The organism is Pantoea sp. NPDC088449, from assembly GCF_044753225.1.
GTDB lineage: Bacteria > Pseudomonadota > Gammaproteobacteria > Enterobacterales > Enterobacteriaceae > Pantoea > Pantoea floridensis.
Map to the genome: position 1 here is coordinate 216,259 of NZ_JBIVMT010000004.1, position 25,146 is coordinate 241,404.

The window sequence follows — 25,146 nt, forward strand, 5'->3', positions numbered from 1 at the left end:
GAACGTGAAAATCACACTGGAAGAGTTACGCGCCTGGGTCGCGGTAGTGGATAGCGGATCGATTACCGCTGCCGCCGATCAGCTTGATCAAACCAGTTCAGGTATCAGTCGGGCGCTGAGCCGCCTCGAAGGTAAGTTACAAACCACGCTTTTACATCGTACTACCCGTCGCCTTGCGCTCACGGAAGAAGGCCTGATTTTTCTCGATCATGCGCGCCAGATCCTCTCCGCCGTCGAGCTAGCCGAAGAGCAGATCGCCCAGCGCCGTGAGATCCCATCCGGAAGATTACGGGTAAACGCCAACGCGCCGTTTATGCTGCATGTGATTGTGCCGCTGGTGGCTGAATTCCGTCAGCGTTATCCGCAAATCCTGCTGGAACTGAATACCGACGACATCATGATCGATCTGCTGGAGCAGCAAACCGATATTGCCATTCGTGTGGGGGAACTGCGTGATTCAACGCTACGCGCTCGCGTGCTGGGCAGCAGCGCCACGCGTTTAGTGGCCAGCCCGGCTTATTTGCAACAGCATGGCGCACCGGAGAGCGTTGCCGCTTTGTCCAGCCACCAGCTGCTCGGTTTTAGCCAGCTGGATGCACATAACATCTGGCCGGTATGGCAGCGCGAAGGCGAGTTTTTGCAGATAAAACCGACGCTCTCGGCGTCAAGCGGCGAAACGTTACGTCAGCTGGCGTTGGCCGGGCAGGGCATTGCACGATTATCGGATTTTGTCAGTCGTGAGGATCGTGAGCGAGGAAAGCTGGTGCAGGTACTGGAGCAGGAGACGCGTGAGCTTCGTCTACCGATTCATGCTGTCTATTACCGCAATCAATCTCTGACGTCGCGCATTACCTGCTTTCTCGATTTTCTGCGTGAGAAAATTGAAGAAAATCAGCTACTTTAGTAAAAAGCCTCTGCACCGGGCAGAGGCCTAAGCGCATTAGCCCACGGGTTCCAGCACGAGGATTTTCACATCCACCACGTCGTCTTTAATCACTGAGCGATGGGCATCCATGTGCGGCATCTGCTGATGCTGCTCGAGATGACGCAGTGATTCCCACTGTTCCAGCATAAAAATAGAGTCAGGCGAATTCTGTTTCCACGGCACCTGCGCCTGGTGGTCGACGAGTGCATCGTATTGATGGCACCCCTCTTCTTCCAGCACGGTAGGAATCAGTTTGTTGATGGCATCCAGCACGACCTTGCGGCGGCCTGGTTTCACACAAATTTCTGCAACGACGGTTAACATAGTGCTTCCTCTTTTCCCTGGGTGCTTACAGTTAAGCAAAAATCTGGCTGAGATGAGTCCGATAACGTTCAATATCGCGCGGCACGTCCGGCATTTTAATCACATCATTACAGATAAAGGTCGGCAAAGCGTCCATCCCCAGGAACTGATTGGCTTTGTGGAAGTGCAGATACAAACCATCCACGCCAACGCCTTCGAAGAACTGCTCTGGATCGTTAAAGGCTTCCAGCGGCGCATTCCAGGTCAATGACAGCATATATTTTTTGCCCTGGATTAACCCGCCAGAACCGTATTTTTTACCGGCATCGCTGCGCGTACGACCATCGCTGGCATACAGTGAACCGTGGCCTTCGGTGAATACATCATCGATGTATTTTTTTACGGTCCACGGCTCACCCATCCACCAACCCGGCATCTGGTAGATCACCACATCGCTATCGAGGTACTTTTGCACTTCTTCTGCCACGTTATAATCGCTATCGGCAATGGTCACTTGCACCTGGTGGCCAAGGTCGCGCAGCTGGCTGGCAGCAACTTCTGTCAAAGTGTGGTTCAGCTCGCCTTTCGAATGGGCGAAGGTTTTGCCGCCGTCGATAATTAAAATATTGCTCATAACTCGCTCCGTTTCTCGTTGATGGCGCACACTCTACGCGCGCGCAGGAAAGAGAAAAATGCGTGATTGATCACAACACTTTTGCCAAAAAAGCAATAATGCGGCAGGTTATGAAACAATCCGAGCAAGCGGAATGGCAAAAAAATGCGCGTTAAATCGCGCCGCTACACTCGTATTTTCTGTAGCGGCGCAATTTATTGCGCAAGGTAGCAGAACGATCAGTACAAACTCGCCTTACCCAACCCACCAAACAGATTCATTTTGTAGCGAATGACTTCCTTCGCGGCAGTGATGGCATCGGGGTAAATCACGTTGGGATCCCACCAGGTTTCGCGCGCCAGAATCTCACGCAGCTTAGCGAAGTAGGCGTATTTCATGTCGCTAGAGATATTGATTTTACCCACGCCCAGCGTCACCGCTTCGGCGATCTCTGCATCTGGATTGGCCGAACCGCCGTGTAGCACCAGCGGGATGGTGAGGCGCTGCGAAATGTCTTTCAGGATATGCATCTGCAATTCTGGCTTCATATTTTTCGGGTAGATGCCGTGCGCGGTGCCGATCGCCACCGCCAGCGTATCCACGCCGGTGCGCTGTACAAAATCTTCCGCCTGCGCCGGTTCGGTGTAGATCACCTTACTCACGCCGCCTTCTACCGACGTTCCGGTATCGCCGATGGTGCCCAGTTCACCTTCTACCGAAACGCCTACAGAATGCGCCAGCTTCACCACCTCTTTAGTCAGCGCCACGTTCTCTTCATAAGGCAGTAGGGAACCATCGATCATCACCGATGTGAAACCGCACTGAATGGCGCGCAGCACCTGAGCGATGGAGGCGCCGTGATCGAGGTGGATAGTGAAAGGCACCTTGCTCTTGAGCGTACGTTCACGCACATAGCCAAAGAATTCGTCAGTGACAAACTCCAGCTCGCTCGGGTGGATGGAGATGATGGCTGGCGTATGCGTGGCTTCGGCTTCTTCGACTACCGCGCGAATAAAGCAGCTGTCCGCCACGTTAAATGCGCCAATCGCGTAGCGGTGTTCACGAGTCGGTGCCAACATTTCTTTCATTGAAATCAACATGTTAATTTTTCCTCAGCGTGATGTTTACCGGAGCCGACGCGCGCGCCGACCCGATGATGGATATGAATGTGAAATTGATAATGCGATGTAGGGTCGCCATTCATGGCGACCGCCAATCAACCGATGGCTAAACCTTGCCCGCCGATCCCGACCAGCTCAGATACTCAGCCACCACCTCACGGCAGGCAGATTCCATGAGCCCAAGCAGATCGGCTAACTCGGCGTGGGAATGCTTTAGCGCCTGTTCGACGGCCCTTTTTCCGCCTTCAAACACCGCCGCACCGACGTTGATCTTGGCGACGCCAAACTCGCTCACGCGACGAATATCCTCCGCGGGCGTGCCTGAACCGCCATGCAGCGCCAGCGGCCGAGTGGAGACCGCGTGCAACTCCTCTAAGCGCTGGAAATCGATCTTCGGCTTCACCCCAGCCGGATAAAGTCCGTGCGCCGTGCCGACCGAAATCGCCAGCAGATCGATATGGGTTTGTTCGATAAACGGCAGCACGTCCGCCACCTGCGTCATCTTCACCGAGGCATCGGCCAGTTCATAGGTCGGCGCATCAGCGATATGTCCGAGCTCGCCTTCCACGCAAACGCCCGCAGTATGTGCCATCTTCACCACGGCGGCAGTCTGGCGAATGTTTTCTGCCAGCGGTTCAGATGAAGCATCAATCATCAGTCCGGTAAAGCCGGCGCGAAATGCCTGGCCAATCAGCGGAAACGCTTTGCCGTGATCGAGCGCCAGCGCCACCGGCACGCGAGCCGATTCGGCCAGCGCTTTTACCAATGGCACCGCAATCGCCGGCGGAAAGTGCGCGCTATGTCCCTGGTAAACATTCAGAATCAGCGGGGCACGCTGCTGCTCAGCGGCCTGAATGGCGGCACGCGCGGTTTCAAGGTTGAAGCAGTTGATCGCCAGCACCGCGTAGCGCTGTTGGGCAGCGGCCTGAATCAGGTCATTCATCATGGCAAACATAGTGGCTCCTTATTCCAGAGTGAATTTGATCTCTTCATCGCGGACGCCGGGTGCTTCCACGTCATCGAACTCTTCATCCGCCTGGGTAATCGGTTTTTTCAGCACCGACAGCATCACGCCGCACACCGTGGTGCCGATGCCGAGCGCTAAGCAGAACAGCCAGGGTTTATTGAACAGCGGCACCACAAACATCCCGCCGTGCGGCACCGGCGCGCCCACGCCCCACACCATAATCAACCCACCGGCGATGGCCGAGGCCACAACACAGCTGCCGACCACGCGGAACAGGTCACGTGCTGCAATCGGAATCACTCCTTCGGTAATCATGCAGATGCCCATCGGGAAGGCGGCTTTCAGCGCCTCTTTTTCCGCTTTGGTGTACTTGTTGCGGCTCAGCAGATACGACAGCGTGATACCGAATGGCGGAATCATTGAGCCGACAAACTTCACCGCTTCCGGCCCGTAAATGCCGTCAACTAGCATGCCGTCGGCGAACAGCGACATGGTTTTGTTCACCGGTCCGCCGAAGTCGAAGGTGGCCATCGCGCCTAGAATCGCGCCCATCACAAACTTCGAGCCGCCTTGCATCGATTCCAGCAGCGCAATCAGCGCCTTTTGCAGCCAGACAATCGGCTGGCCGATAAAGGTCATCATCAGTAGCCCGGCAATAACGGTGCTGAGCACCGGCAGCACCATAATCGGCATTAATCCCTGCATTGATTTCGGCAGCCTGATGGTGCGGCGCAGCAGCAGCACCGTGTAACCGACGAGGAAACCCCCGAAAATGCCGCCAATAAAACCGGTGCCGATCTGGCCGCAGATAAAGCCGACGATCAGGCCGGGCGCAAAGCCGGGACGATCGGCGATCGAATAGGCGATCGCCGCGCTGATCAGCGGTACGATCAGGCCCATGCCCCAGCCGCCGATCTGATTGAGCATCCAGGCGAGGGTGCCGGTATGTTTGCCGACGTCCGGCCCGCCGATCACCTGCCCAAGGGCGATACAGATCCCGGCGGCGACGATCAGCGGGATCATCCAGGAAATACCGGTGAGCAGATGGCCTTTGATCTCCTGACCGTACTGACGTTTGTTATCACTCATGATGGATCTCCTCAGGCGCGCGCCAGTGAATCCGCCACTTTTTCGAGGAATTTCACCGGTGACTTAATCACCACTTCGGTTTTCACTCGCACAATGGGTTTGCCCTGGAAGCGCTCTTCGCCTTTGATCTTCACGTCGACCGCAAGGATCACCACGTCAGCGGCGGCAATGTCCTCCTGCGTCAGCGCGGTTTCGGTGCCAATAGTGCCCTGCGTTTCCACGTGGATGGTGTGGCCCAGCGCGTGCGCGCCTTTGATCAGTTTCTCGCGCGCAATATAGGTATGCGCGATGCCTGCCGTGCAGGCTGCTACACAGACGATATTCATGTGTCACCTCAAAGCGTTAGGGTGTTAACAGAGATCGGTTTCGGCGTACTGACTAAACAGCCGGATGATATTGCTGGGATCGTTTTCTACCAGCAGTTGGGCTATCACCTCATCATCGGCCAGCGCGCTGGCCACCTGCGACAACAGGCGAATATGGGTGGTGTTCTGATCTTCCAGCCGCACGGCGAACAGGATGATGCAGCGCACCTGGCTGCCATCCAGCGTTTCCCACGGAATGTCGTGCTGGGTGCGGCCGATGGCAAGCGTGGTGTGCTTCACCGCCGCAGATTTACCGTGCGGGATGGCGATGTGATTTTCGAAGCCGGTGGAACCTTCGGCCTCGCGCAGCCAGACATCTTCGATAAATGCGGCGCGATCGCTGATGGCACCATCGTGGTAGAGCAAATCGGTCAGCTCATGAATCGCTTCTTCTTTGCTGGTGGCGGTTAGCGCCAGGTTAACGCGGCGTGGCGTGAGAATGCGGGAAATATCCATGGTGAATCCTCATTCAATTAATGTTCAGCCAACGCGCAGGACGCGCCGTCAGGTAGCTGGCTGCCAATCATGGCGTCAGTCACCCGCCGAATATCGTCATCGTTAAAGAAGGCACTGACATACACCGACGGAATTGCCGCGGCGTTGAGGTGAATGGTGGTAATCACCAGATCCACCGTTTGGTGCTGGCAGAAAGCCGCGTGATTGCTGGCCGATACCACGCCAACAATTTCCCAATCCGGGAAGGCGCGCAGGATGCGGCTCTTGAGCAAATGCGAGGTACCCACCCCGCTGGAGCACACCACCAGGATGCGTTTATGGGCGATTTGCCGCTCCAGCGCGGCCTGGAAATGCACACACAAATAGCCTATTTCGTCATCCGCCACCGATGAAAGTCCCTGGCTGCGCGCGGTTAATTGCATTGCCTGTTTAGTCAGGAAAAATATTTCTTTCATTTCCTGCTGAATATCCTCCAGCAGCGGATTACGAATATGAATATGGTATTTGAGTCGATTTAATAAGGGCTTTATATGAACCAATAATCCTTCAAATAATAAACGGTCTTGTGCTAAGTCCTGCTGAATAAAAGATGAAAAGCGATCGATCAATTCACAGGTGATTTTTACTGATTCCGCAGTGGAAAATTGATTATGCAGCGGCGTATTGTCACCGCGTTCTTCCACAACAATGCCGGACGAAACGATATATTGATAAATAAAGCCCACTTCATCCGCTGGCAGCGCGCAGCACATCCGTTGCTCAATCTGCGTCACCATGTGCTGCGCAATAGTGAGAATGCGCTGATCGAGATCGTGCGCGCTGGTTAGCGTTTCCAGCGCCAGTGCATTACCCTGCGCCATTCGATGCATCATGATCAGAATATGAGTGCACAGGTTGAGATACCACGCATCGCCCAGCGGATAACTCAGCTGCTGCTCCATGTGCTTTAGGAGCCGCTGCACAAACGCCACATCCTCATCTCCAAAATAGTGCACCAGCGCCTGCTGACTACCGGGATCGAGCCGCGGCAGCAGCGGTGTGCCAGCGACATTTTGCTGCATCACATCATTAATCAGCGACACCATCGCCTGGCGTAGCATCTGCTCATTGCCTTCAATATGGGTGCCGCTGGGGCCGCGCTGTAAAGTTAACCCCAGCGGTTGCAGCCACTCTTCAATCACCTTCAGATCGTTCACGATAGACGCATGGCTAATAAAGTAGCGTTCCGAAAGCTTGCTGATCGAGGTGGCGCGCGGCGCATCACTCAATAACTGCGAGGCAATCTTCAGTCTTCGGCTATTGTGGCTGAGCGCTTCGGCGCTGCTCTCATCGCCGGTAAGCTGCTGCTCAAGCTGCAAGCGCAGTTGGATATCATCCACCCGTAGGCGTACGCCGCGTCCCGGCATTTTTTCCAGCTGCAGCGACCAGTTGCTGAGCCAGCTCTCAAGCCACTGTAAATCGCGCTGAATGGTTTTCTCAGACACGCCAAGCTGTAACGCTAACGCTTTACTGGGCTGCGGAGCGGCATGATGCAGCAGCAATTTTACTAATCGGTGTTGTCGTGAAGTCAGTATTTGCATGCGTTCACCCTTATTTTGGCAATACGTTAATGGCGACGTGATGTTTATATTTATTCCATGCCAGAAATCAGAAGCGCAAAAGTGTGGGTCTTGTGGCGTATGAATTTAGGAGAGTCAGGCGTAAGCAACAATACTAAATGTTGTCCGCGTGACAGGACATAATTAATATGCAAAACGAGAAAGTAAATTAATTGCGAGCTTGCTCACATAACATTGGCGATATTAAGTGTGATGTCGCTCGCATCCCCTTTTATTTTTCTAAGCGATATCACGTTATTTAGCGCAGCAGGAATCTTTTCCCTGCACCGGCTTCTTTGTGACTAAATCGCACGAATAAGGTAATATCCTCGCCAAATGAGCGCCGGATGACCCGTCGTTGCGGGCCACGAAGTGAGGATGCGATCTTAATGAGCGAATTGACGCAGGATGGTGCAGAGCGTCTAGCCCTGCACAAGTTTACGGAAAACGCGTACCTGAACTACTCCATGTACGTGATCATGGACCGTGCGTTGCCGTATATCGGCGACGGTCTCAAGCCAGTGCAGCGCCGCATTGTGTATGCCATGTCTGAATTGGGCCTGAATGCCAGTGCCAAATTCAAAAAATCGGCGCGTACCGTGGGTGACGTGCTGGGTAAATACCATCCGCATGGCGATAGCGCCTGCTATGAAGCGATGGTGTTAATGGCGCAGCCGTTCTCCTATCGCTATCCGCTGGTAGATGGCCAGGGAAACTGGGGCGCACCCGACGATCCGAAATCTTTCGCCGCGATGCGTTACACCGAATCGCGCCTGTCAAAATACGCTGAAATCCTGCTGGGTGAACTCGGTCAGGGCACGTCTGATTACATCCCCAACTTTGACGGTACCTTGCAGGAACCGAAAATGTTGCCGGCACGCCTGCCCAACATTCTGCTGAACGGCACCACCGGCATTGCCGTGGGTATGGCAACCGACATTCCGCCGCACAACCTGCGCGAAGTGGCTGAAGCCGCGGTTAAACTGATCGATAGCCCGAATACCACGCTGAATGAGCTGCTGGAGATTGTGCAAGGCCCGGATTATCCGACCGAGGCCGAAATCATCACGCCACGCAGCGAAATCCGTAAGATCTATGAAAGCGGTCGCGGTTCCATTCGCCAGCGTGCGGTGTGGAAAAAGGAAGATGGCGACGTGGTGATCACCGCGCTGCCGCATCAGGTTTCTGGCGCGCGCGTGCTGGAGCAAATCGCTAACCAGATGCGCAACAAGAAGTTGCCGATGGTGGAAGATCTGCGCGATGAATCTAACCACGAAAACCCGACGCGGCTGGTGATTGTGCCGCGCTCCAATCGTGTTGATTTGGAGCAGGTGATGAATCATCTGTTTGCCACCACCGATCTGGAAAAAAGCTATCGCGTTAACCTGAATATGATCGGGCTGGATAACCGTCCGGCAGTGAAAAACCTGCTGGAAATCCTGTCGGAATGGTTGGTGTATCGTCGCGCGACCGTAACGCGCCGCCTCAACTATCGCCTGGATCGCGTGTTGCGCCGCCTGCATATCCTTGAAGGTATGTTGGTGGCTTTCCTCAACATTGATGAAGTGATCCACATCATTCGTAATGAGGATGAGCCGAAGCCGGTGCTGATGTCGCGCTTTGAGATCAGCGAAACCCAGGCCGAAGCCATTCTTGAGTTAAAACTGCGTCATCTCGCCAAACTGGAAGAGATGAAAATTCGCGGTGAGCAAGCGGAACTGGAAAAAGAGCGTGACCAGCTGCAGGCGATTCTGGCGTCCGAGCGCAAGATGAGCAACCTGATGAAGAAAGAGCTGCTGGCCGATAGCCAAACCTACGGCGACGATCGCCGTTCACCGCTGCGCGAACGTGAAGAGGCGAAAGCGCTAAGCGAAACCGAGCTGGTGAGCGCCGAGCCAGTCACTATCGTGCTGTCGCAGATGGGCTGGGTGCGCAGCGCCAAAGGCCACGATATCGATCCCGCGGGCTTGAGCTACAAAGCGGGTGACAGCTATCTGGCTGCCGCGCGCGGTAAGAGTAATCAGCCGGTGGCCTTTATCGACTCCACCGGACGCAGCTATACGCTGGATCCCACCTCCTTGCCGTCAGCGCGCGGGCAGGGCGAGCCGCTTACCGGCAAACTGACGCCACCGCCGGGCGCGGTGATTGAGCAGGTGCTGATGGAACCCGACGATCAGAAACTGCTGATGGCATCAGATGCGGGCTACGGCTTTATCTGTACCTTTGCCGACCTGGTTTCGCGCAATCGCGCCGGTAAAGCGCTGCTGACGCTGCCGGAAAACGCTAAAGTGATGACGCCAATGGCGGTGCATTCCGGCGATGACATGCTGCTGGCGATTACCCAGGCTGGAAGGATGTTGATGTTCCCGGTCGGCGATCTGCCGCAAATGTCGAAAGGCAAGGGCAACAAAATCATCTCGATTCCGTCAGCGGATATCGCTGCCGGCACCGACAAACTCCAGTGGCTGCTGATTCTGCCACCGGGCGCTTCCATCACCGTCTATGTCGGCAAACGTAAGCTGATTATGCGTGATGAAGATCTGCAGAAAGTACGTGCCGATCGCGGTCGTCGCGGCAGCATCGCGCGCGGGCTGCAACGCATCGATAGCGTAGAAGTGAATGCACCAGCGCGTCCAAAAGCCGACGCGAGCGAAGAGTAACGCTTTAGTTCAGGGGATGGAATGCCCAATTTGAGGAATCTATGTTACTAATTTTACGCGCAATTATTGTTATTGTTTATTCGATTGTGGTGAGTATTATCGGCATTATCTGGTGTCTGTTTTCACCGCGTAATCCGCGTCACGTGGCGACGTTCGGCCATATGCTGGGTCGTCTGTCGACGGTGTTTGGCGTCAAAGTGGAATTGCGTAAGCCGCCAGAAGCCGCGCATTACGGTAACGCGATCTACATCGCCAACCATCAGAACAACTACGACATGATCACCGCCGCCAAAATTGTGCAGCCAACAACGGTCACCGTCGGCAAGAAAAGCCTGCTGTGGATTCCGTTTTTTGGCCAGCTGTATTGGCTAACCGGTAACTTGCTGATTGATCGGGATAATCGCTCTAAAGCGCACGGCACCATCAGTGAGCTGGTCAATCAGTTCAACAAAAAGCGCATTTCGTTCTGGATGTTCCCGGAAGGGACGCGCAGCCGTGGTCGTGGTCTGCTGCCGTTCAAAACCGGCGCGTTTCATGCTGCGGTGGCGGCTGGCGTACCGATCATTCCGATCGTGGTCTCCAACACTCATGACAAGATCAAGCTGAACCGCTGGAATAACGGCCTGGTGATTGTTGAGATGCTGCCGCCGGTCGATACGTCGCAGTTTGCCACCACCTCGGTGCGCAAGCTCGCCACGCACTGCCGTGAATTAATGTCGGCTAAACTGGAAGAATTGAACGCTGAAGTCGCCGAGCGCGAAAAAAACGGTAAACTCTGACCAGCAAAAATGGGGCAGATGATCATCTGCCCCGTTCTCAAGCAGCACAGCAACTAATAATTAATTAGAACAACATGGACACGGCGTCTTCACGCCACGCTCAAAAGGTCTGAAGTTTTATGTCTTGCAGCAGACGTCAGTTTATTCAGCTATCTGCCGGTATCGCACTGGCTTCCGGTGCTATGCCTTACGCCGCCCGCGCTGCCGCGCCCATCGGCGACACGCCGCTTCCGATTCCTCCGCTGATTGAGTCACGTCGCGGACAGCCGCTGTTTTTAACCTTGCAGCGCAGCCACTGGTCATTTAGCGGCAACAGTAACAAAGTTCCGGTGTGGGGCATTAACGGTATGTACCTCGGCCCAACGGTGCGCGTTTACAGCGGCGATGATGTGAAGCTGATTTACAGCAACCGCCTCAACGAGCCGGTATCCATGACCGTTAGCGGTTTGCAGGTGCCTGGCGCCTTGATGGGCGGCGCACCGCGCCTGATGTCCGCCGGCGCGGATTGGGCGCCAGTGCTGCCGATTCGCCAGGGTGCAGGCACGCTGTGGTATCACGCCAACACGCCAAACCGCATGGCGCCGCACGTCTACAATGGCCTGGCAGGCATGTGGCTGGTTGAAGATGACGTCAGCAAGTCGTTGCCTTTGCCGAAGCATTACGGTGTCGATGATTTCCCGCTGATCATTCAGGACAAGCGCCTCGATAACTTCGCCACGCCGGTTTACAACCCACCGTCCAACGGCGGTTTTATTGGCGACGTGCTGCTGGTGAATGGGGTACAAAATCCCTATGTGGAAGTGTCTCGCGGCTGGGTGCGCCTGCGCCTGCTAAATGGCTCGAACGCGCGCCGTTTCGATCTTAGCTTCTCCGATAATCGTCCCTTTACGGTAATCGCCAGCGATCAAGGGTTCTTGCCTGCACCGGTTGCGGTACAGCTGCTGTCACTGGCGCCGGGCGAACGTCGCGAAGTGTTGGTAGACATGTCGCAGGGGGATGAAGTCTCGATTACGGCCGGCACGGCGGCGGGCATTATGGATCGCCTGCGCGGCCTGTTTGAGCCCTCTTCGATTCTGACCAACACGCTGGTGCTAAGCTTGCGCCCAACCGGTTTGTTGCCGCTGGTGACGGATAATTTGCCAATGCGTTTGCTGGCGGATCAGATTCTCGACGGCGTAGCGGTACGCACGCGTGAATTCCGCATTGGTGACAGCGAGCCGGGTATTAACGGCGTGCTGTGGGATATGAATCGAATTGACACCACCGTGCAGCAGGGTACGTTTGAGCGCTGGATTATTCACGCCGATCGTCCGCAATCACTGCATATTCAGGGCGTGATGTTCCTGATTAAGAATGTGAATGGTGCGCAGCCGATGGGTGAAGATCGCGGCTGGAAAGATACGGTGTGGGTGGATGGCAGCGTTGAGCTGCTGGTGAGCTTCCCGCAGAGTTCGTCGGATCACTTCCCGTTTGTCTATTACAGCCAGGCGCTAGAGATGGCGGATCGCGGTACGGCGGGGCAGTTATTGGTGAATCCTACGTCTTAATTAAAACGGTGCGCATGTATGCGCACCGTAGGGTCGCCATTCATGGCGTAATGCTCGTCAGTTAAGCGTGAATCGGTCACCATGAATGGTGACCCTACGTGAATATCGCCGGGTTTTCGTAGGGTGCGCATTCATGCGCACCTGCATAAACAGGCATTTTTTGCTTAAGTGAGCGGCATTACGCCATTCATGGCGACCTTTTCAAAACGCTAGCCGTTAAACGCATCCGGATCCGGTCCCAGACGATTCCCGCTATCCAGCTTACTGATCTCACTCACCTCGGTCTTATCTAACCTGAAATCAAACACCTGGAAATTCTCGCGGATACGTTCCGGGGTGATCGACTTAGGAATCACCACTAAACCGCTATCCAGATGCCAGCGGATAACGATCTGTGCGGGCGTCTTACCGTACTTCTTCGCCAGCTCGCGGATGATCTCCTGATCAAACACGCCTTTGCCGCCCTGCGCCAGCGGACTCCAGGATTCGGTTTGAATCTGGTGCAGCGCATTCCACGCATGCAGCGTGCGCTGTTGCAGCATTGGATGCAGCTCCACCTGGTTCACCACCGGTGTTACGCCGGTTTCGTCGATCAAACGCTTGAGATGCGTCTCGTGGAAATTACACACGCCGATGCTTTTGGTTAAGCCCTGCTGCTGCAGCTCAATCATCCCTTTCCAGGCGTCGACATAGTTATCTTTCTCCGGGCACGGCCAGTGCATCAGATACAAATCGACCTGCTCCAGCTGTAACTTCTGCAGGCTGGTTTCTATCGCCTGCTGCCAGTTGGTTTGGTCGTCATTCCACAGCTTGGTGGTGATAAAAATGTCTTCGCGCGCCACGTCAGTATCCTGCAGCGCCTGTCCTACCGCTTCCTCATTTTTATAGATGGCCGCGGTATCAATGGAGCGATAGCCGACTTTCAACGCTTCCAGTATCGCGTTGCGCGCATCTTCAATGCTTGCTTGCCAAACGCCAAGGCCAAGCTGCGGCATCATGTTGCCGTCGCGCAATTTAATGATGGGTTGCTCTGCCATAATTGCTCCTTATCAGTTGCAGTGACTTACCGTAGAAAAGATGTGCTTAAGTCTAGTCAACAAACCTTGCCTGCGGATCATTGTGACAAGCGAGCAGCACTTTTGCCTGGGCAATTTCTGCAAAAATCTTGCCTGATTCTCCGGCATGATGGAGTTTTGAGCAGCGTTACGGCACACTGCGTTTTTGGCTGCCAGTGAGAGAACCATGTCCAACGACGTCCTTTGTCGCCAGCTGGCGCAGCGCGTGGTTGCTTTGATGAGCGACCTGAATAAGCCGCTGTGCGCAGTAGAAAACGTGCGGTTAATCTATGCCTGCGAAACCTTGCCGCGCACGCCAATGATGTATCAGCCCGGCATTGTGATTCTTTTTCAGGGGCGCAAAACCGGTTATCTCGGCAGCACCGTCTTTCACTACGACGCCACCAAATATTTGATGCTCACCGTGCCGCTGCCGGTGGAGTGTGAAACCGAAGCCACGCTGGAAGAGCCGCTGGCGGGCATGTGTTTGAGCGTCGATATCGCCAGTCTGCAGGATTTGCTGATGGATATTGGTGATGACGAGCAGTTCCAGCCGCAGGCGCAAACGTCAGGTATTCACTCGGCGTTCATGAGTGATGAGATGCTCTGCGCCGCTGAGCGCTTGCTGGATGTCATGAACAATCCGCGTGATGCCCGCGTGCTCGGCCCGCAGCTGGTCCGCGAAATCATCTATTACGTATTAATCGGTCCCATTGGCGGCGCGCTGCTGTCGCTGGTGAATCGTCAGACGCAGTTCAGCCAAATTGCTCGCGCGTTACGTCGCATCGAAAACAACTTTGCCGAAAGCCTCAGCGTGGACATGCTGGCGGCCGAGGTGAACATGAGCATTTCGGCATTTCATCACAACTTCAAAGCGGTAACGCAAACTTCGCCGCTACAGTATCTCAAACGCTATCGCCTGCATCAGGCGCGTCTGATGATGCTGCAGGATGGCATGAAAGCCAGCGCGGCAGCGGTGCGCGTGGGCTATGAAAGCCCGTCGCAATTTTCGCGGGAATTTAAGCGCTATTTCGGCGTGACGCCGGGAGAGGAGGCGAGCCGCGTGCGTCAAACCGTACCGGTATTACCGTTTGACGCCGCGTCGTAATCACGAGACTTTCTGGCGGCGTTTTTTCCAAATCACCACAATGCTGCCGGCAAGGCCGATAAACAGCAGTGCGATGGGCAGGATCATCAGGATAGCCATCACCTGATCTTCGTGGCGCTTGATAAAAGGCACGTGGCTGATGCCGTAGCCCAACGTCACCACAATCCCCACCCACAGTAGGCCGCTGAGCCAGTTAAACAGCTGAAAGCGGCCGTTTTTCAAACCCGAAATACCCGCCATGGTCGGCAGCAGCGTGCGCACAAAGGCGAGGAAGCGGCCCACCAGCAGCGCCATCAGGCCATGACGATCAAACATATTCCACGCGCGCTGGTGATATTGCGCCGGTAAATGCAATAACCAGCTTTTCACCAGTTTGGTGTTGCCCAGCCAGCGGCCTTGCAGATAGCTCAGCCAGCAGCCAAGGCTGGCCGCGGTGGTTAGAATCACAATGGTCGGCACGAAATCCATCACACCTTTCGCCACCATCGCACCCGCCAGTAACAGCAAGCTGTCACCCGGCAGAAACGAGGCGGGCAATAAACCGTTTTCCAGAAACAGCGTCAAAAACATCACGCCGTAGACAATCCACACGACATCCGGATTACCCAGCGCGGCAAAATCCTGATGCCAAAGCGCCTGGACAATCTCATGTAAAACACCCATCAGCTATTCCATCGAGTCACAAGGATTCTATTTTAACCTTCTGTGGCATGGCATTCGTTGATCTCTCATCGTCACCACAGCGTGGTTTATGTTCTGTTTAATTTTTTAAGCGAGCAAAGCCGGCTTTTAAGTCATCCAGCAGGTCATCCACATGCTCAAGGCCGATGTGCAAACGGACTAAGGTGCCGTCAAAATCGACGCCACCCGCCGGACGAATCGCCGCCAGTTCCTCAGGCTGATTGGCCAGAATCAGTGATTCATAGCCGCCCCATGAATAAGCCATGCTGAAATGGTGGAAGTGATCGAGGTAGTTTGCCAGCTGCTCACTACTTAATTTTTCATGCAGGATGAAAGAGAACAAACCGCTGCTGCCGCTGAAGTCGCGCTGCCAGAATGCGTGGCCTTTACACTGGGCCAGCGCCGGGTGATTAACGCGCGCCACTTCCGGCTGCGCGGCCAGCCACTCGGCTACCTGCAATCCGCTCTCTTCGTGCTGACGCAGGCGCGTCCCCAGCGTACGCAGGCCTCGGCTCGCCATATAGGCGGTATCGGCATCGACCATCTGGCCCATCAGATACGAATTCTCGCGCAGCTGCGCCCAGCAGCGCTCATTCGCCACGGCGGTGCCAATCATCGCATCGCTGTGCCCAATAATGTATTTAGTGCCGGCCTGGATCGAAATATCAATGCCATGCTCCAGCGCGTTAAATAATACGCCCGCCGCCCAGGTATTATCGATCATGATGACCGCATCTGGCGCTTTCGCGCGCACCGCAGCCACAATCGCCGGGATATCCTGCACTTCCATGGTGATAGAAGCCGGCGATTCGAGGAAGACAACGCGCGTATTAGGCTGAACCAGCTCACCGATTTCGCTGCCGATGCAGTGATCGAAATAGGTGGTAGCGACATTCAGCTTGCTAAGAATTTTTGAGCAGAAATCCTGCGTCGGTTCGTAGACCGCACCGCTTACCAGAATATGGTCACCGGCTTCCACGAAGGACAAGATGGCATTCGATACCGCTGCGGCACCACAGGGATAGAGCACACAACCCGCGCCGCCTTCCAGCTCGGTCATGGCATCCTGCAGCGAGAAATGGGTGAGGGTGCCGCGGCGGCCATAAAACAGTTCGCCTTTAGCGCGACCGGCGGTGGCGCGTTTTTTGTCGGCGACCGTATCAAAAACCAGTGAGGAAGCGCGTTGAATCACGCTGTTAACTGAGCCCTGAGTGTAACGTTTGCTGCGTCCCGCGCTGACAAGCGTGGTGTCTATTTTTTTCGTTGCCATCACTGCCTTACCTGACATTTCCCACAAAACATCCACGTTACCACGAATCAGCGTAGTGGGTTGAGCCTGAATGCGGATTATCAGAGTGAGGCCAGTATTGTGCATAACGTCAGCTAAATGGTGGAAATAAATGACATCTTTGCTTTGTAAATAGTAATGAGAACCACTATCACTTCGGGCGCTTTTTTTGCTATGATCCGCGCTTCAATCGTGAACTGTGCAACAGAAGTTGGAGATGCAGCGTGGTAGCCAGTGATTTGATGCAAACGGATCTCTCCGTTTGGGGCATGTATCAGCATGCCGATATCGTGGTAAAGATTGTGATGATTGGCCTGTTAATGGCGTCTGTCGTCACCTGGGCGATTTTCTTCGGTAAGTTTGCTGAGCTGAGCGGGGCGAAACGTCGCCTGAAGCGCGAACAGCAGGCGCTGGGCGAAGCCCGATCGTTAAACGATGCGTACCGTGCTGCTGAAAACTTCAAAGGCAACAGCCACAGCGCTGTGTTGCTCAATGATGCGCAGAATGAGCTGGAGCTGTCAGCCGGCACTGAAGATCTCGACGGCATTAAAGAGCGCACCAGCTTCCGTCTGGACCGTCGCGTTGCGGCCTTCAGCCGTCATGCCGGTCGCGGCAATGGCTTCCTCGCCACCATCGGTTCGGTCGCGCCGTTTATCGGCCTGTTCGGTACCGTATGGGGGATCATGAACAGCTTTATCGGTATCGCTAAAACGCAAACCACCAACCTTGCTGTGGTTGCGCCGGGTATCGCGGAAGCGCTGCTGGCAACGGCCATTGGTCTGGTTGCGGCGATTCCTGCGGTGGTTATCTATAACGTCTTCGCACGTATGATTGCCAGCTACAAAGCCTCGCTGGGCGATGTGGCCGCTCAGGTCATGCTGCTGCAGAGCCGCGACCTTGATCTCGGCAACGTTGATACCGCAAAAGAAGCCAACCGTCCGGCAGCGGCACAGAAACTGCGCGTAGGATAAGTATTATGGCGATGCGTTTAAACGATGATTCGGTAGGCGATGGCGAAATGCATGAAATCAACGTGACGCCGTTTATCGACGTCATGTTGGTTTTGCTGATCATCTTTATGGTTGCCGCGCCATTGGCGACGGTGGATGTACGCGTGAATCTGCCCGCTTCCACCAGCGCGCCTCAGCCGCGTCCGGAAAAACCGGTTTATCTCTCCATCAAGGAAGACAAGCAGATTTATATCGGTAACGATGCGGTGACGAAAGAGACGCTGGTAAATGCGCTGACGGCTCAAACAGAAGGTAACAAAGACACCACCATTTTCTTCCAGGCAGATAAATCCGTGGATTACGCCACGCTGATGAGCGTAATGGATCAGCTGCGCGAAGCCGGTTACCTGAAAATTGGGTTGATGGGCATGGAAACGGTGAAGAAGTAAGCTAATCTCACCCAACCTTCTCGTAGGGTCGCCATTCATGGCGGCCTTTTTTTATGTCCCGCACTCAACTTGTTAATTCCTTGTTACTTTTGGTCTCATTTTTGTAAACTGCAATGGTGAAGAAGATCACATCTATTCCTGGCTTAGCACGTTAAAACGGAAGAAAAACCAGGAAGGACAATATGAGCTCAAGTCACTCTTTACAAAAGTCGTCGCAGGGCGGTGCCAAAACCATCTTTAGCGTTACCAGCGGTAACTTCCTTGAGATGTACGATTTCATGGTATTTGGCTATTACGCCACGGCGATCGCCAAAACCTTTTTCCTCGGTGATGATCCCTTTGCCTCTTTGATGCTCACGCTGATGACCTTCGGTGCTGGCTTCCTGATGCGCCCGTTGGGAGCAATCATTCTCGGTGCCTACATCGATCATCACGGGCGTCGCAAAGGCCTGCTATTGACGCTGGGTTTGATGGCGATCGGGACGTTAACCATCGCGCTGGTGCCTGGCTATGCCACGCTGGGTGCCGCCGCGCCGATTTTAATTTTGCTGGGACGCTTATTGCAGGGCTTCTCCGCCGGCGTTGAATTGGGCGGCGTATCGGTTTACCTGGCCGAAGTGGCGCCGAAAGGGCGCAAAGGCTTTTATGTTAGCTGGCAATCGGGCAGCCAGCAGGTGGCGGTGATCTTCGCCGCGCTACTTGGCCTGGGATTAAACCACCTGCTGGCGAAAGACGCCGTCACCGAATGGGGCTGGCGTATTCCGTTCGTAGTGGGCTGTATGATTGTGCCATTCCTGTTCTATATCCGCCGCATGCTAGAAGAGACGGAAGCGTTTAGCCAGCGTAAGCATCATCCCTCAATGAGCCAGATCGTGCGTTCAGTAGGTCAAAACTGGGCGCTGGTGCTGGCGGGCATGTTAATGGTGGTGACCACCACCGTGATGTTCTACATGATCACCGCCTTCACGCCCACTTTTGGCAAAACCGTGCTGATGATGAGCGACAAACAGAGCTTCCTCGTCACGCTGTTTGTCGGCATATCCAACCTGTTTTGGTTACCGGTGATGGGGGCGCTATCGGATCGCGTCGGTCGTCGCCCGCTGCTGATTATTTTCACGATACTGATGATTGTTACCACCTGGCCGGTACTGCACTGGCTCGTTGGATCGCCGACCTTCGCCCATCTGGTTGAAGCAGAGCTGTGGCTATCGTTCCTGTATGCCAGCTATAACGGTGCCATGGTGGTCTATCTGGCTGAGATCATGCCAGCCGAGGTGCGCGCCACCGGTTTTTCAATGGCTTATAGTCTGGCCACTGCGCTGTTTGGCGGTTTTACCCCAGCGGTATCGAGTTATCTGATTCATGCCACGGGCGATAAAGCAATGCCGGGCGTGTGGCTGTCGTTTGCTGCGGTGTGCGGATTGATTGGTACGCTGCTGATTGGCCGCATGGTGAAGCAGTATCAGGCGCGTCACGGCGCCGTTTCGTTAAGCGCGTCGTAAACCTGGTCGCCATGAATGGCGACCCTACGAAAACCGATGCATACATTGTAGGGTCGCCATTCATGGCGACCTGATCCCCATCTCCATACTAAAACGACACATCCACCACCACGCTATCGGTATAATTCCCCGCCGCAGGCGTATTCTGCGTGGTGAGAATTTGTGCGGTATAGGTGAAGTTACGCGTCACGGTATCCGCATTCAGCGAGGTAGAGGTGGTACTGCTCCAGCGATCGGTGCCGGTTGGCCCCCAGCGAGACGTGGTGGTGGTGCCTTTGTAGATATCGTAAGCCAGCCGATTGGTGCCGCTCGCCATCTGGCGCGTGGTACCACTGTAGTAGCTGCCGTTGCTCAAACCCACGGTATAAGTGCTGCCTTTCGAACACACCACGTTAATGGTTTGCTGCACCGTAGAAAAACTCCCCACCAGCGGTGCACTGCCAAAGCTGACATCGGGTGCGGTAATGGTGGTGCAGTCGTTGGTAATCACCAGATTAACCGTAATCGGCATTGCCGTGCCGGTGCTGGTTTGCACGGTTCCCACGCACAATCCCGCCACATTTAATCCCGCGCACACCGTATAACTTACCGTCAACGTTATGGTGGTGGTATAGGTGCCTGCCGCCACCACCTGTCCGGGCACGGTGCGGAAAAAGAGCGGAATATTGAAGTTGAGGCTGTTTCCTAGTGCGAGCAAGGACGCTGAGCTCCAGCGATAGCTGCCACCCTGCTGTAATTCGGTGGCGCAGGCGCTATCAATGCACATCTGAATCGGGATGCTGTCGGTGCCGCTGGCCGCAGTTTTCAGCGCTGCACGGTTTCCGCTCAGATTGGAGGCGGTGGTAAACGCGTAAGTAATGTTATCGCTACCCAACAACGAAAGCGTGCCCGAACCACAGTTAACATTGGTGGTACTTGAGGTGGTATTGGCGGTTGAACCCACGGAGAAAGTGGTGACCGAACCGAATGTGGCGGTCGGCGCCGATAAGGTACAGAGCGCAAAGCTGGTCATTGGCAGTAAAAACAGCACCAGCAGGAGCAGAAGCCTTTTCATGGTGAAATCCCTGACTGTGAATTATCCGCGGTACTCACCGCAGAACCTTGCGCTGGCGGCGGCAGCGGGCAGGTAAGCGGCCCGTAAGTTTGCAACGCTTTTGGCTGGCCGTCAGCGATATCCAACTGCGTATTGCAACTGCGTCCATCCGGTGTAACCACATGTATCGGATTACTGGCGCCGAGATCTTCCATCCACACAATGCCATCCCAGCCGACGTATTCGGTGGCCTGATTAGGACGTAATACCTGGCTGGAAATCGGCAGCGGCTGCCCGCTGCTGTCATGTAGCACGACGCTGGCAGCGCGCAGACGCTCCACCGGGAAATTGAGCAAATAGCCACTTTTGCGCTTCACAGCAAAGCGCTGTTCGACCTTTGGCGCAGTGCGATCGGCTGGCAGATCGAGCGTATCGATGTCGTATTTCGCGCCGTAGTAGCTGCTGATGGACGGAACCAGCAAATAACCCTGTTTATCTGTGCGTCCCATCGATTGGTTTTCGTAACGTACCGTAACGTCCGGATAGTCGGTTTTCACCACGACGAACGCATCGTTGATGTCGTTGGCGGCAAAGACGCGGTTATCCATTAACACCAGCGAACCGGTGAAATCGGCCCATTGCGTGGTGTTATCGTTATCGCCGTAAAAACCGGCGGAGGTATCAATTTTATTATTACGATAGCGTAAGCTGGCCTGGCGATAATCGCCGCTGTCGCTGCCCTGATTGGCCCACGCCGCATCATAGGCGAAGCCGCCATCGGTTGGCATCGCGCGTGAAACATACAGGCGCTGATTATTGTTGCCCTGCTGATCGCGCTCCATGCTCACTGATGCGCTGCTCTGCTCACCAAATGGGATCACAAGGGAAATCGCGCCGCTCCAGTCACCCTGTTGCTGGTCGCGGCTGGCGGAGATATACACGCTGCTGTTGCCCCACAGATTTTTACTCCATGAGAGATTCATCAAGCGCGTGCGATCGCCGCTGCCGCCAGCGATATCAATATATGCCAGCCCCAGGCTGCCATAATCATTCAGCGACACGCTGGCGGTGTATTGCGCGCTGCGCCGCGACAGCGAGTAGCTGGTGTTCGCGTTGTCGCCGCGGCTGCCCACCAGTGCGAGGTTGCCGAAATCGGCGGTGCGCAGAATGTGCTGAGTGCCAAGGCTGAACCAGCTATTGTTGTACTGATAACCCCAGCTGTACTGAGTGCCGGGATCACCAGCCATCTGGCTCTGCGCCAGCGCGCCATTAATCACCCCCCAGCTGCCGAGCTTCAGCAGTCCGCCTGCGCCGCCCATGGCAACGCTGCTGCTGCCTTCCGCATGGCTTTCCAGCGTCAACCAATCCGTTAAGCCATAGCGATAGGAGCCGCTCGCCGCTGCAGCGCCATAATCAAAATTTTGCACGCCGTAATTTTCGCGTATCGCACCGGCGGAGAACGAATAATCGGATAACCCTTGTTTCAGCAAGCTGCTGGAGACGTAAAACGGCAGCGTGGTGGTGATTTGTCGGCCTACCGCATCGGTGGTGGTGATCACCGCATCACCGGCGCCGTTGACGAAAGGCACGTTAGTGAGCGACCACGGGCCGGGCTGCACGTCGGCCTGCGCGCTGCGGTAGCCGTTAATGAAGAGGTCGACCGAGGAGGGGACTGCCGCCTGGCCGGAAAACGCCGGCAAAGGATAGGTCACCAGATCGGGTCGTACGCTGAAATCACGCCCAATCTGCACGCCGCCGAGGCGCACGCTGTTGCTCCAGCTCAGGGCATCGGTAACCAAATCCCCGGCGCGCCAGCTGATAGCCGCGTTCTCGTTTTCATTGCTAAACCAGGTATCGTAACGAATATAGCCTTCCTGCTGACCGGAAACGCCGCCTTCCAGCTGCTGCACGTACACGCCGTTAGTGGAAAACTGGCCAATCGGTCCGAAGAAACGCAGCTCGTTCCAGCTGGAAAGACGCGAACCGGCGTTATCCGTCCGCGTGGCGTAGAAGTCGTAGTTGAGCAGGGCGCCGTTACTGGCGCGCCCCGGAAAGCGCGGTGCGTTCTGTTGCTGACCAATGGTCTGTCCCGGCAGCCACGCGGCGGGTACCGTGAGCAATAGGCGTTGGCGCTGTTCGTCATACTCCACTTTGGCTAATTGATTCACATCGATCTGCTGACCTTGCAGCTTCTCGGCAGGAATACCGGCACGCTCTAAATCCCCGCGTCGTAGCCAGAAATCACCGTTTTTGCGTTCAACCGGTACGATATCGCCACGCCCGCCCTGATTCACCACCAGTTCCAGCATATATTGCTGACCGCTGGCGCTATTCTCCAGCGCAGGCGGTGGCGGCAGCTCAGAGAAGGTCTCGGCACTGCTGATCATCGGGCTGATGCAAAGCACGCTGGCAACCGCCAGCGCGCAGGGATGCGGCGTAAACTTCATCAACGCGCGGCAGCGCTGCTCCAGTGGCCTTTATTCATCTCGGCCGAGAGTTCACCGCTCACGCTGCTGGTTAACGGCCAGCGATGACTACTGTTGGCCAACACGTAACCGAATAAACCGTTACCCATGCGGCGTCCGCCGATGGTGACATTACTTAATCGCGCGTGACCGTTGCCGCGATTGGTCAGCTCCAGCCAGCGCTTGCCGCCGCTGTTTACCTCTTGCCAGCTCAACTGCGGTTGTGCCGTATCGCGCGTGACGCCGTTGCCATAGACGAATAACGGTACCGAATAGCGCATCTGGAAGGTAAGACCCGCCTGGTTTTCCCCCGGCGTGCGCGGCGTAGGGATTTCATCCAGTACCACGCGATACGACATTTCACGCCCGGCGGCGGGTGGCGTTTGCTTGATTAAACGCACCAGCTGTTTCTGTCCCGGTTCAAGACGCACCATCGGCGGGCTCGCCACCACTTGCTGCTGCGTTTGATACTGTTCCTGGCCGTTGATTTGCTGCCAGCTGAAGATGCGTACCTGCATCATGGTGGTGGCATTGCCGCGATTCTCCAGCCACAGTTCGCTGGCTTTTTCTTCGGGATCAATGGCCGGATCGATGGGCCAAACCATCAGTGAATTGGCTGCCTTCACCGCAGGTGTTAGTGCCACACATAACAAGAGTATCAGGGCGCGCAGGTTCATCATTTTGTCATCCTTCATGGTACTAACGTCACCAGCTCAGGGTGACGGTTAAGGTATCGGTATACGTCCCGGCGCGCGTCGGGCCGGGTAGCGTTAGCAGGCCGTAAATAGGCAGCGTAATGTTATTGGCATTGCTGTAGCTCAGCGCAACGGCGCTGTTCACCGGAATCGCCGTGGTATGAGCGGCATTGCTGTACAAGCCATACGCCACGGTATTGGTGTTGCTGGTGTGTTTGAGGTTGCGGGTCGCGGTGTAGTTGTTGCCGCCGTTGATGCTCATGCTGACAGCGGTGCCTGGCGTGCAGGCGAGCGTGATGGTGGTGCTTTGCACATAGCTGGCGCTGACGCTGCTGGAGGACACGCCCGGTTGTGTGCCGAAATTAAGCGTGCCGAATACCCCGGTATTGGTACCGGATACGACACAACCTGCCACTACTGATGCTGAGACCTGAAAGGTTGCCGTCGGCAACCCCCAGGCGGAGACACTCCCTATCAGCAGAGCAAGGCCACCTGCACAGTGCAGCCCACGCTGCACCACGGCCACCCTGAGAACCCTTACGCTTCTCTCAGTAATTCACCGCCACGTTAATCGTGTCCGTATAGGTGCCAGCTGGGATCAGCGGGTTAAAGCCACCTCCCACCACGCGACCATAAATGGCGTAGTTGGTACCCAACGTCGGGTCGGTAGTGCCGCTGGGGGCAATATTGGTGTTATTGGCGATCGCGGTGGTAAATGCGGCATCGCTATACAGCGTATAGGCAATGCCCTGCGTATTGTTGGAGCCGAGGATCAGGTAGCGTGGCTGGCCACTCACCGTGCCGTAAATGGTCGCCGGTGCGGCGTTACTGCTGGTGACCTGTACGTTGAAGGTTTGCCCGGTGGTACAGCGAACAAATATACCGTTGCCAGATGCGCCCACCAACGTCGCGTTCAATGTATCGAAGGTGGCTGCGCTGCTACCGAAGTTCAGGGTACCGAAGTTAACCCCGGTCGTTGCAGACTGACCGTTCACTAAACAACCGGTGGTAAGCGTCAATGTGGCATTGATGGTTCCCGTTGTGGTGGCGGCAAAAACAGCGGTGGGAGCAAGGGCGGCGCTTAGGCTAGAAGCCACAAGAAAAAGCTTGAGTTTCATAATCATTCCTTACTGATTATCCAAGGTCAGTGCTTTTTCACCTGGTCATTCATTTATGAAAATACATCCGAAATCAAACAAGAGCCGCATTTGGCCCGACAGCGTAAGCGCCTACCACCTAAGAAAATTCCTGGATGGTGCATTAATGATTTATATCAGTTTTCTTTACTATAGATCAGCAAATCTGGCCTTGTGCACCCAGGGTTCATTTTTTCCCTAATCAATTGACGTTTTTCGCCGATAACTCAGTAATAACAAGGGGTGGCGGCCAGTTAAAAAAACTAAACAGCCGGCGATTTCCCCCTCTATCACGCGCGTCGGTTCAATGCTATGTTCGTGCATTAATCAGATATTATTAATTTTCCACCCGATGACTGAT

24 protein-coding genes are annotated in these 25,146 nt (G+C 55.2%); 8 read left to right on the forward strand and 16 right to left on the reverse strand.

Annotated features, from left to right (window positions below; translation table 11 throughout):
- Positions 1-4 precede the first annotated feature (4 nt).
- Complete coding sequence (locus ACIP6T_RS18435) at positions 5-904, forward strand: LysR substrate-binding domain-containing protein (RefSeq protein ID WP_097095989.1); 900 nt, start codon at positions 5-7, stop codon at positions 902-904.
- A 36-nt stretch (positions 905-940) separates the two neighbouring features.
- Here the strand turns inward: ACIP6T_RS18435 and ACIP6T_RS18440 are convergent, their stop codons facing one another.
- The 8 genes from ACIP6T_RS18440 to ACIP6T_RS18475 all read right to left on the reverse strand — a co-directional run bounded on the left by ACIP6T_RS18440 (position 941) and on the right by ACIP6T_RS18475 (position 7,419).
- Positions 941-1,249 (reverse strand): putative quinol monooxygenase, encoded by a 309-nt coding sequence (locus tag ACIP6T_RS18440; RefSeq protein ID WP_097095990.1) that lies wholly within the window; start codon positions 1,247-1,249, stop codon positions 941-943.
- Between the two features lie 31 nt (positions 1,250-1,280).
- Entirely contained in the window at positions 1,281-1,862 is a 582-nt protein-coding gene (locus ACIP6T_RS18445) for an NAD(P)H-dependent oxidoreductase (protein ID WP_345828263.1), read from the reverse strand.
- Positions 1,863-2,080: 218 nt separating this feature from the next.
- Positions 2,081-2,941 carry a ketose-bisphosphate aldolase gene (locus ACIP6T_RS18450; protein ID WP_097095992.1) on the reverse strand — a complete coding sequence of 287 codons (861 nt, stop codon included), beginning with the start codon at positions 2,939-2,941 and terminating at the stop codon, positions 2,081-2,083.
- 127 nt (positions 2,942-3,068) lie between these two features.
- Entirely contained in the window at positions 3,069-3,917 is an 849-nt protein-coding gene (locus ACIP6T_RS18455) for a class II fructose-bisphosphate aldolase (protein ID WP_400458307.1), read from the reverse strand.
- Positions 3,918-3,926: 9 nt separating this feature from the next.
- Positions 3,927-5,018, reverse strand: coding sequence for a PTS fructose transporter subunit IIC (locus tag ACIP6T_RS18460; RefSeq protein ID WP_400458308.1), 1,092 nt, complete (start codon positions 5,016-5,018; stop codon positions 3,927-3,929).
- A gap of 11 nt (positions 5,019-5,029) precedes the next feature.
- Positions 5,030-5,344: a PTS fructose transporter subunit IIB gene (locus ACIP6T_RS18465; protein ID WP_008103372.1), complete on the reverse strand. Its 315-nt coding sequence runs from the start codon at positions 5,342-5,344 to the stop codon at positions 5,030-5,032.
- Positions 5,345-5,368: 24 nt separating this feature from the next.
- Positions 5,369-5,839, reverse strand: coding sequence for a PTS sugar transporter subunit IIA (locus ACIP6T_RS18470; RefSeq protein ID WP_097095996.1), 471 nt, complete (start codon positions 5,837-5,839; stop codon positions 5,369-5,371).
- A gap of 17 nt (positions 5,840-5,856) precedes the next feature.
- Positions 5,857-7,419, reverse strand: coding sequence for a BglG family transcription antiterminator (locus ACIP6T_RS18475; RefSeq protein WP_400458309.1), 1,563 nt, complete (start codon positions 7,417-7,419; stop codon positions 5,857-5,859).
- 407 nt (positions 7,420-7,826) lie between these two features.
- Between ACIP6T_RS18475 and parC the strand changes: the two genes are divergently transcribed.
- The 3 genes from parC to ftsP all read left to right on the forward strand — a co-directional run bounded on the left by parC (position 7,827) and on the right by ftsP (position 12,423).
- Entirely contained in the window at positions 7,827-10,097 is a 2,271-nt protein-coding gene (parC, locus tag ACIP6T_RS18480; RefSeq protein ID WP_097095998.1) for a DNA topoisomerase IV subunit A, read from the forward strand.
- Between the two features lie 41 nt (positions 10,098-10,138).
- On the forward strand, positions 10,139-10,876 hold the full coding sequence (locus ACIP6T_RS18485) for a 1-acylglycerol-3-phosphate O-acyltransferase (protein ID WP_097095999.1): 738 nt from the start codon (positions 10,139-10,141) through the stop codon (positions 10,874-10,876).
- Between the two features lie 119 nt (positions 10,877-10,995).
- A complete protein-coding gene (gene ftsP, locus ACIP6T_RS18490; RefSeq protein WP_097096000.1) occupies positions 10,996-12,423 on the forward strand; it encodes a cell division protein FtsP in 1,428 nt (475 codons plus the stop codon).
- A 209-nt stretch (positions 12,424-12,632) separates the two neighbouring features.
- Here the strand turns inward: ftsP and dkgA are convergent, their stop codons facing one another.
- Entirely contained in the window at positions 12,633-13,460 is an 828-nt protein-coding gene (dkgA, locus tag ACIP6T_RS18495) for a 2,5-didehydrogluconate reductase DkgA (protein WP_097096001.1), read from the reverse strand.
- A 205-nt stretch (positions 13,461-13,665) separates the two neighbouring features.
- Here dkgA and ACIP6T_RS18500 point away from each other — a divergent pair, with 205 nt between their 5' ends.
- A complete protein-coding gene (locus ACIP6T_RS18500) occupies positions 13,666-14,586 on the forward strand; it encodes an AraC family transcriptional regulator (protein WP_097096002.1) in 921 nt (306 codons plus the stop codon).
- Here ACIP6T_RS18500 and ACIP6T_RS18505 read toward each other — a convergent pair whose 3' ends face one another.
- Both ACIP6T_RS18505 and metC read right to left on the reverse strand, forming a co-directional pair.
- Positions 14,587-15,249 carry a DedA family protein gene (locus ACIP6T_RS18505; RefSeq protein WP_097096003.1) on the reverse strand — a complete coding sequence of 221 codons (663 nt, stop codon included), beginning with the start codon at positions 15,247-15,249 and terminating at the stop codon, positions 14,587-14,589.
- Positions 15,250-15,346: 97 nt separating this feature from the next.
- A complete protein-coding gene (gene metC / locus ACIP6T_RS18510) occupies positions 15,347-16,537 on the reverse strand; it encodes a cystathionine beta-lyase (protein WP_400458310.1) in 1,191 nt (396 codons plus the stop codon).
- Between the two features lie 260 nt (positions 16,538-16,797).
- On the opposite strand from metC, the gene exbB reads away from it, so the two are divergent.
- The 3 genes from exbB to ACIP6T_RS18525 all read left to right on the forward strand — a co-directional run bounded on the left by exbB (position 16,798) and on the right by ACIP6T_RS18525 (position 19,456).
- Positions 16,798-17,526, forward strand: coding sequence for a tol-pal system-associated acyl-CoA thioesterase (exbB, locus tag ACIP6T_RS18515; RefSeq protein ID WP_176519207.1), 729 nt, complete (start codon positions 16,798-16,800; stop codon positions 17,524-17,526).
- Positions 17,527-17,531: 5 nt separating this feature from the next.
- Positions 17,532-17,954, forward strand: a complete 423-nt coding sequence (gene exbD, locus ACIP6T_RS18520; protein ID WP_097096006.1) for a TonB system transport protein ExbD — start codon at positions 17,532-17,534, stop codon at positions 17,952-17,954.
- Between the two features lie 182 nt (positions 17,955-18,136).
- Positions 18,137-19,456, forward strand: coding sequence for an MFS transporter (locus ACIP6T_RS18525; RefSeq protein ID WP_400458311.1), 1,320 nt, complete (start codon positions 18,137-18,139; stop codon positions 19,454-19,456).
- 88 nt (positions 19,457-19,544) lie between these two features.
- Here the strand turns inward: ACIP6T_RS18525 and ACIP6T_RS18530 are convergent, their stop codons facing one another.
- From ACIP6T_RS18530 to ACIP6T_RS18550, 5 genes are read right to left on the reverse strand one after another with little or no spacing between them, the layout of a single operon-like run.
- Positions 19,545-20,510 carry a spore coat U domain-containing protein gene (locus tag ACIP6T_RS18530; RefSeq protein ID WP_400458312.1) on the reverse strand — a complete coding sequence of 322 codons (966 nt, stop codon included), beginning with the start codon at positions 20,508-20,510 and terminating at the stop codon, positions 19,545-19,547.
- The gene (locus ACIP6T_RS18535) at positions 20,507-22,936 is read right to left on the reverse strand and encodes a fimbria/pilus outer membrane usher protein (RefSeq protein WP_097096009.1); all 2,430 of its coding nucleotides are present in this window, start codon (positions 22,934-22,936) and stop codon (positions 20,507-20,509) included. The genes ACIP6T_RS18530 and ACIP6T_RS18535 overlap by 4 nt, the downstream gene beginning before the upstream one ends.
- Positions 22,936-23,634 carry a molecular chaperone gene (locus ACIP6T_RS18540; protein ID WP_176519149.1) on the reverse strand — a complete coding sequence of 233 codons (699 nt, stop codon included), beginning with the start codon at positions 23,632-23,634 and terminating at the stop codon, positions 22,936-22,938. Before ACIP6T_RS18540 ends, ACIP6T_RS18535 begins: the two co-directional genes overlap by 1 nt.
- A gap of 25 nt (positions 23,635-23,659) precedes the next feature.
- Positions 23,660-24,175: a spore coat U domain-containing protein gene (locus ACIP6T_RS18545; protein WP_400458313.1), complete on the reverse strand. Its 516-nt coding sequence runs from the start codon at positions 24,173-24,175 to the stop codon at positions 23,660-23,662.
- 22 nt (positions 24,176-24,197) lie between these two features.
- On the reverse strand, positions 24,198-24,767 hold the full coding sequence (locus ACIP6T_RS18550) for a spore coat protein U domain-containing protein (protein WP_097096011.1): 570 nt from the start codon (positions 24,765-24,767) through the stop codon (positions 24,198-24,200).
- Positions 24,768-25,146 lie beyond the last annotated feature (379 nt).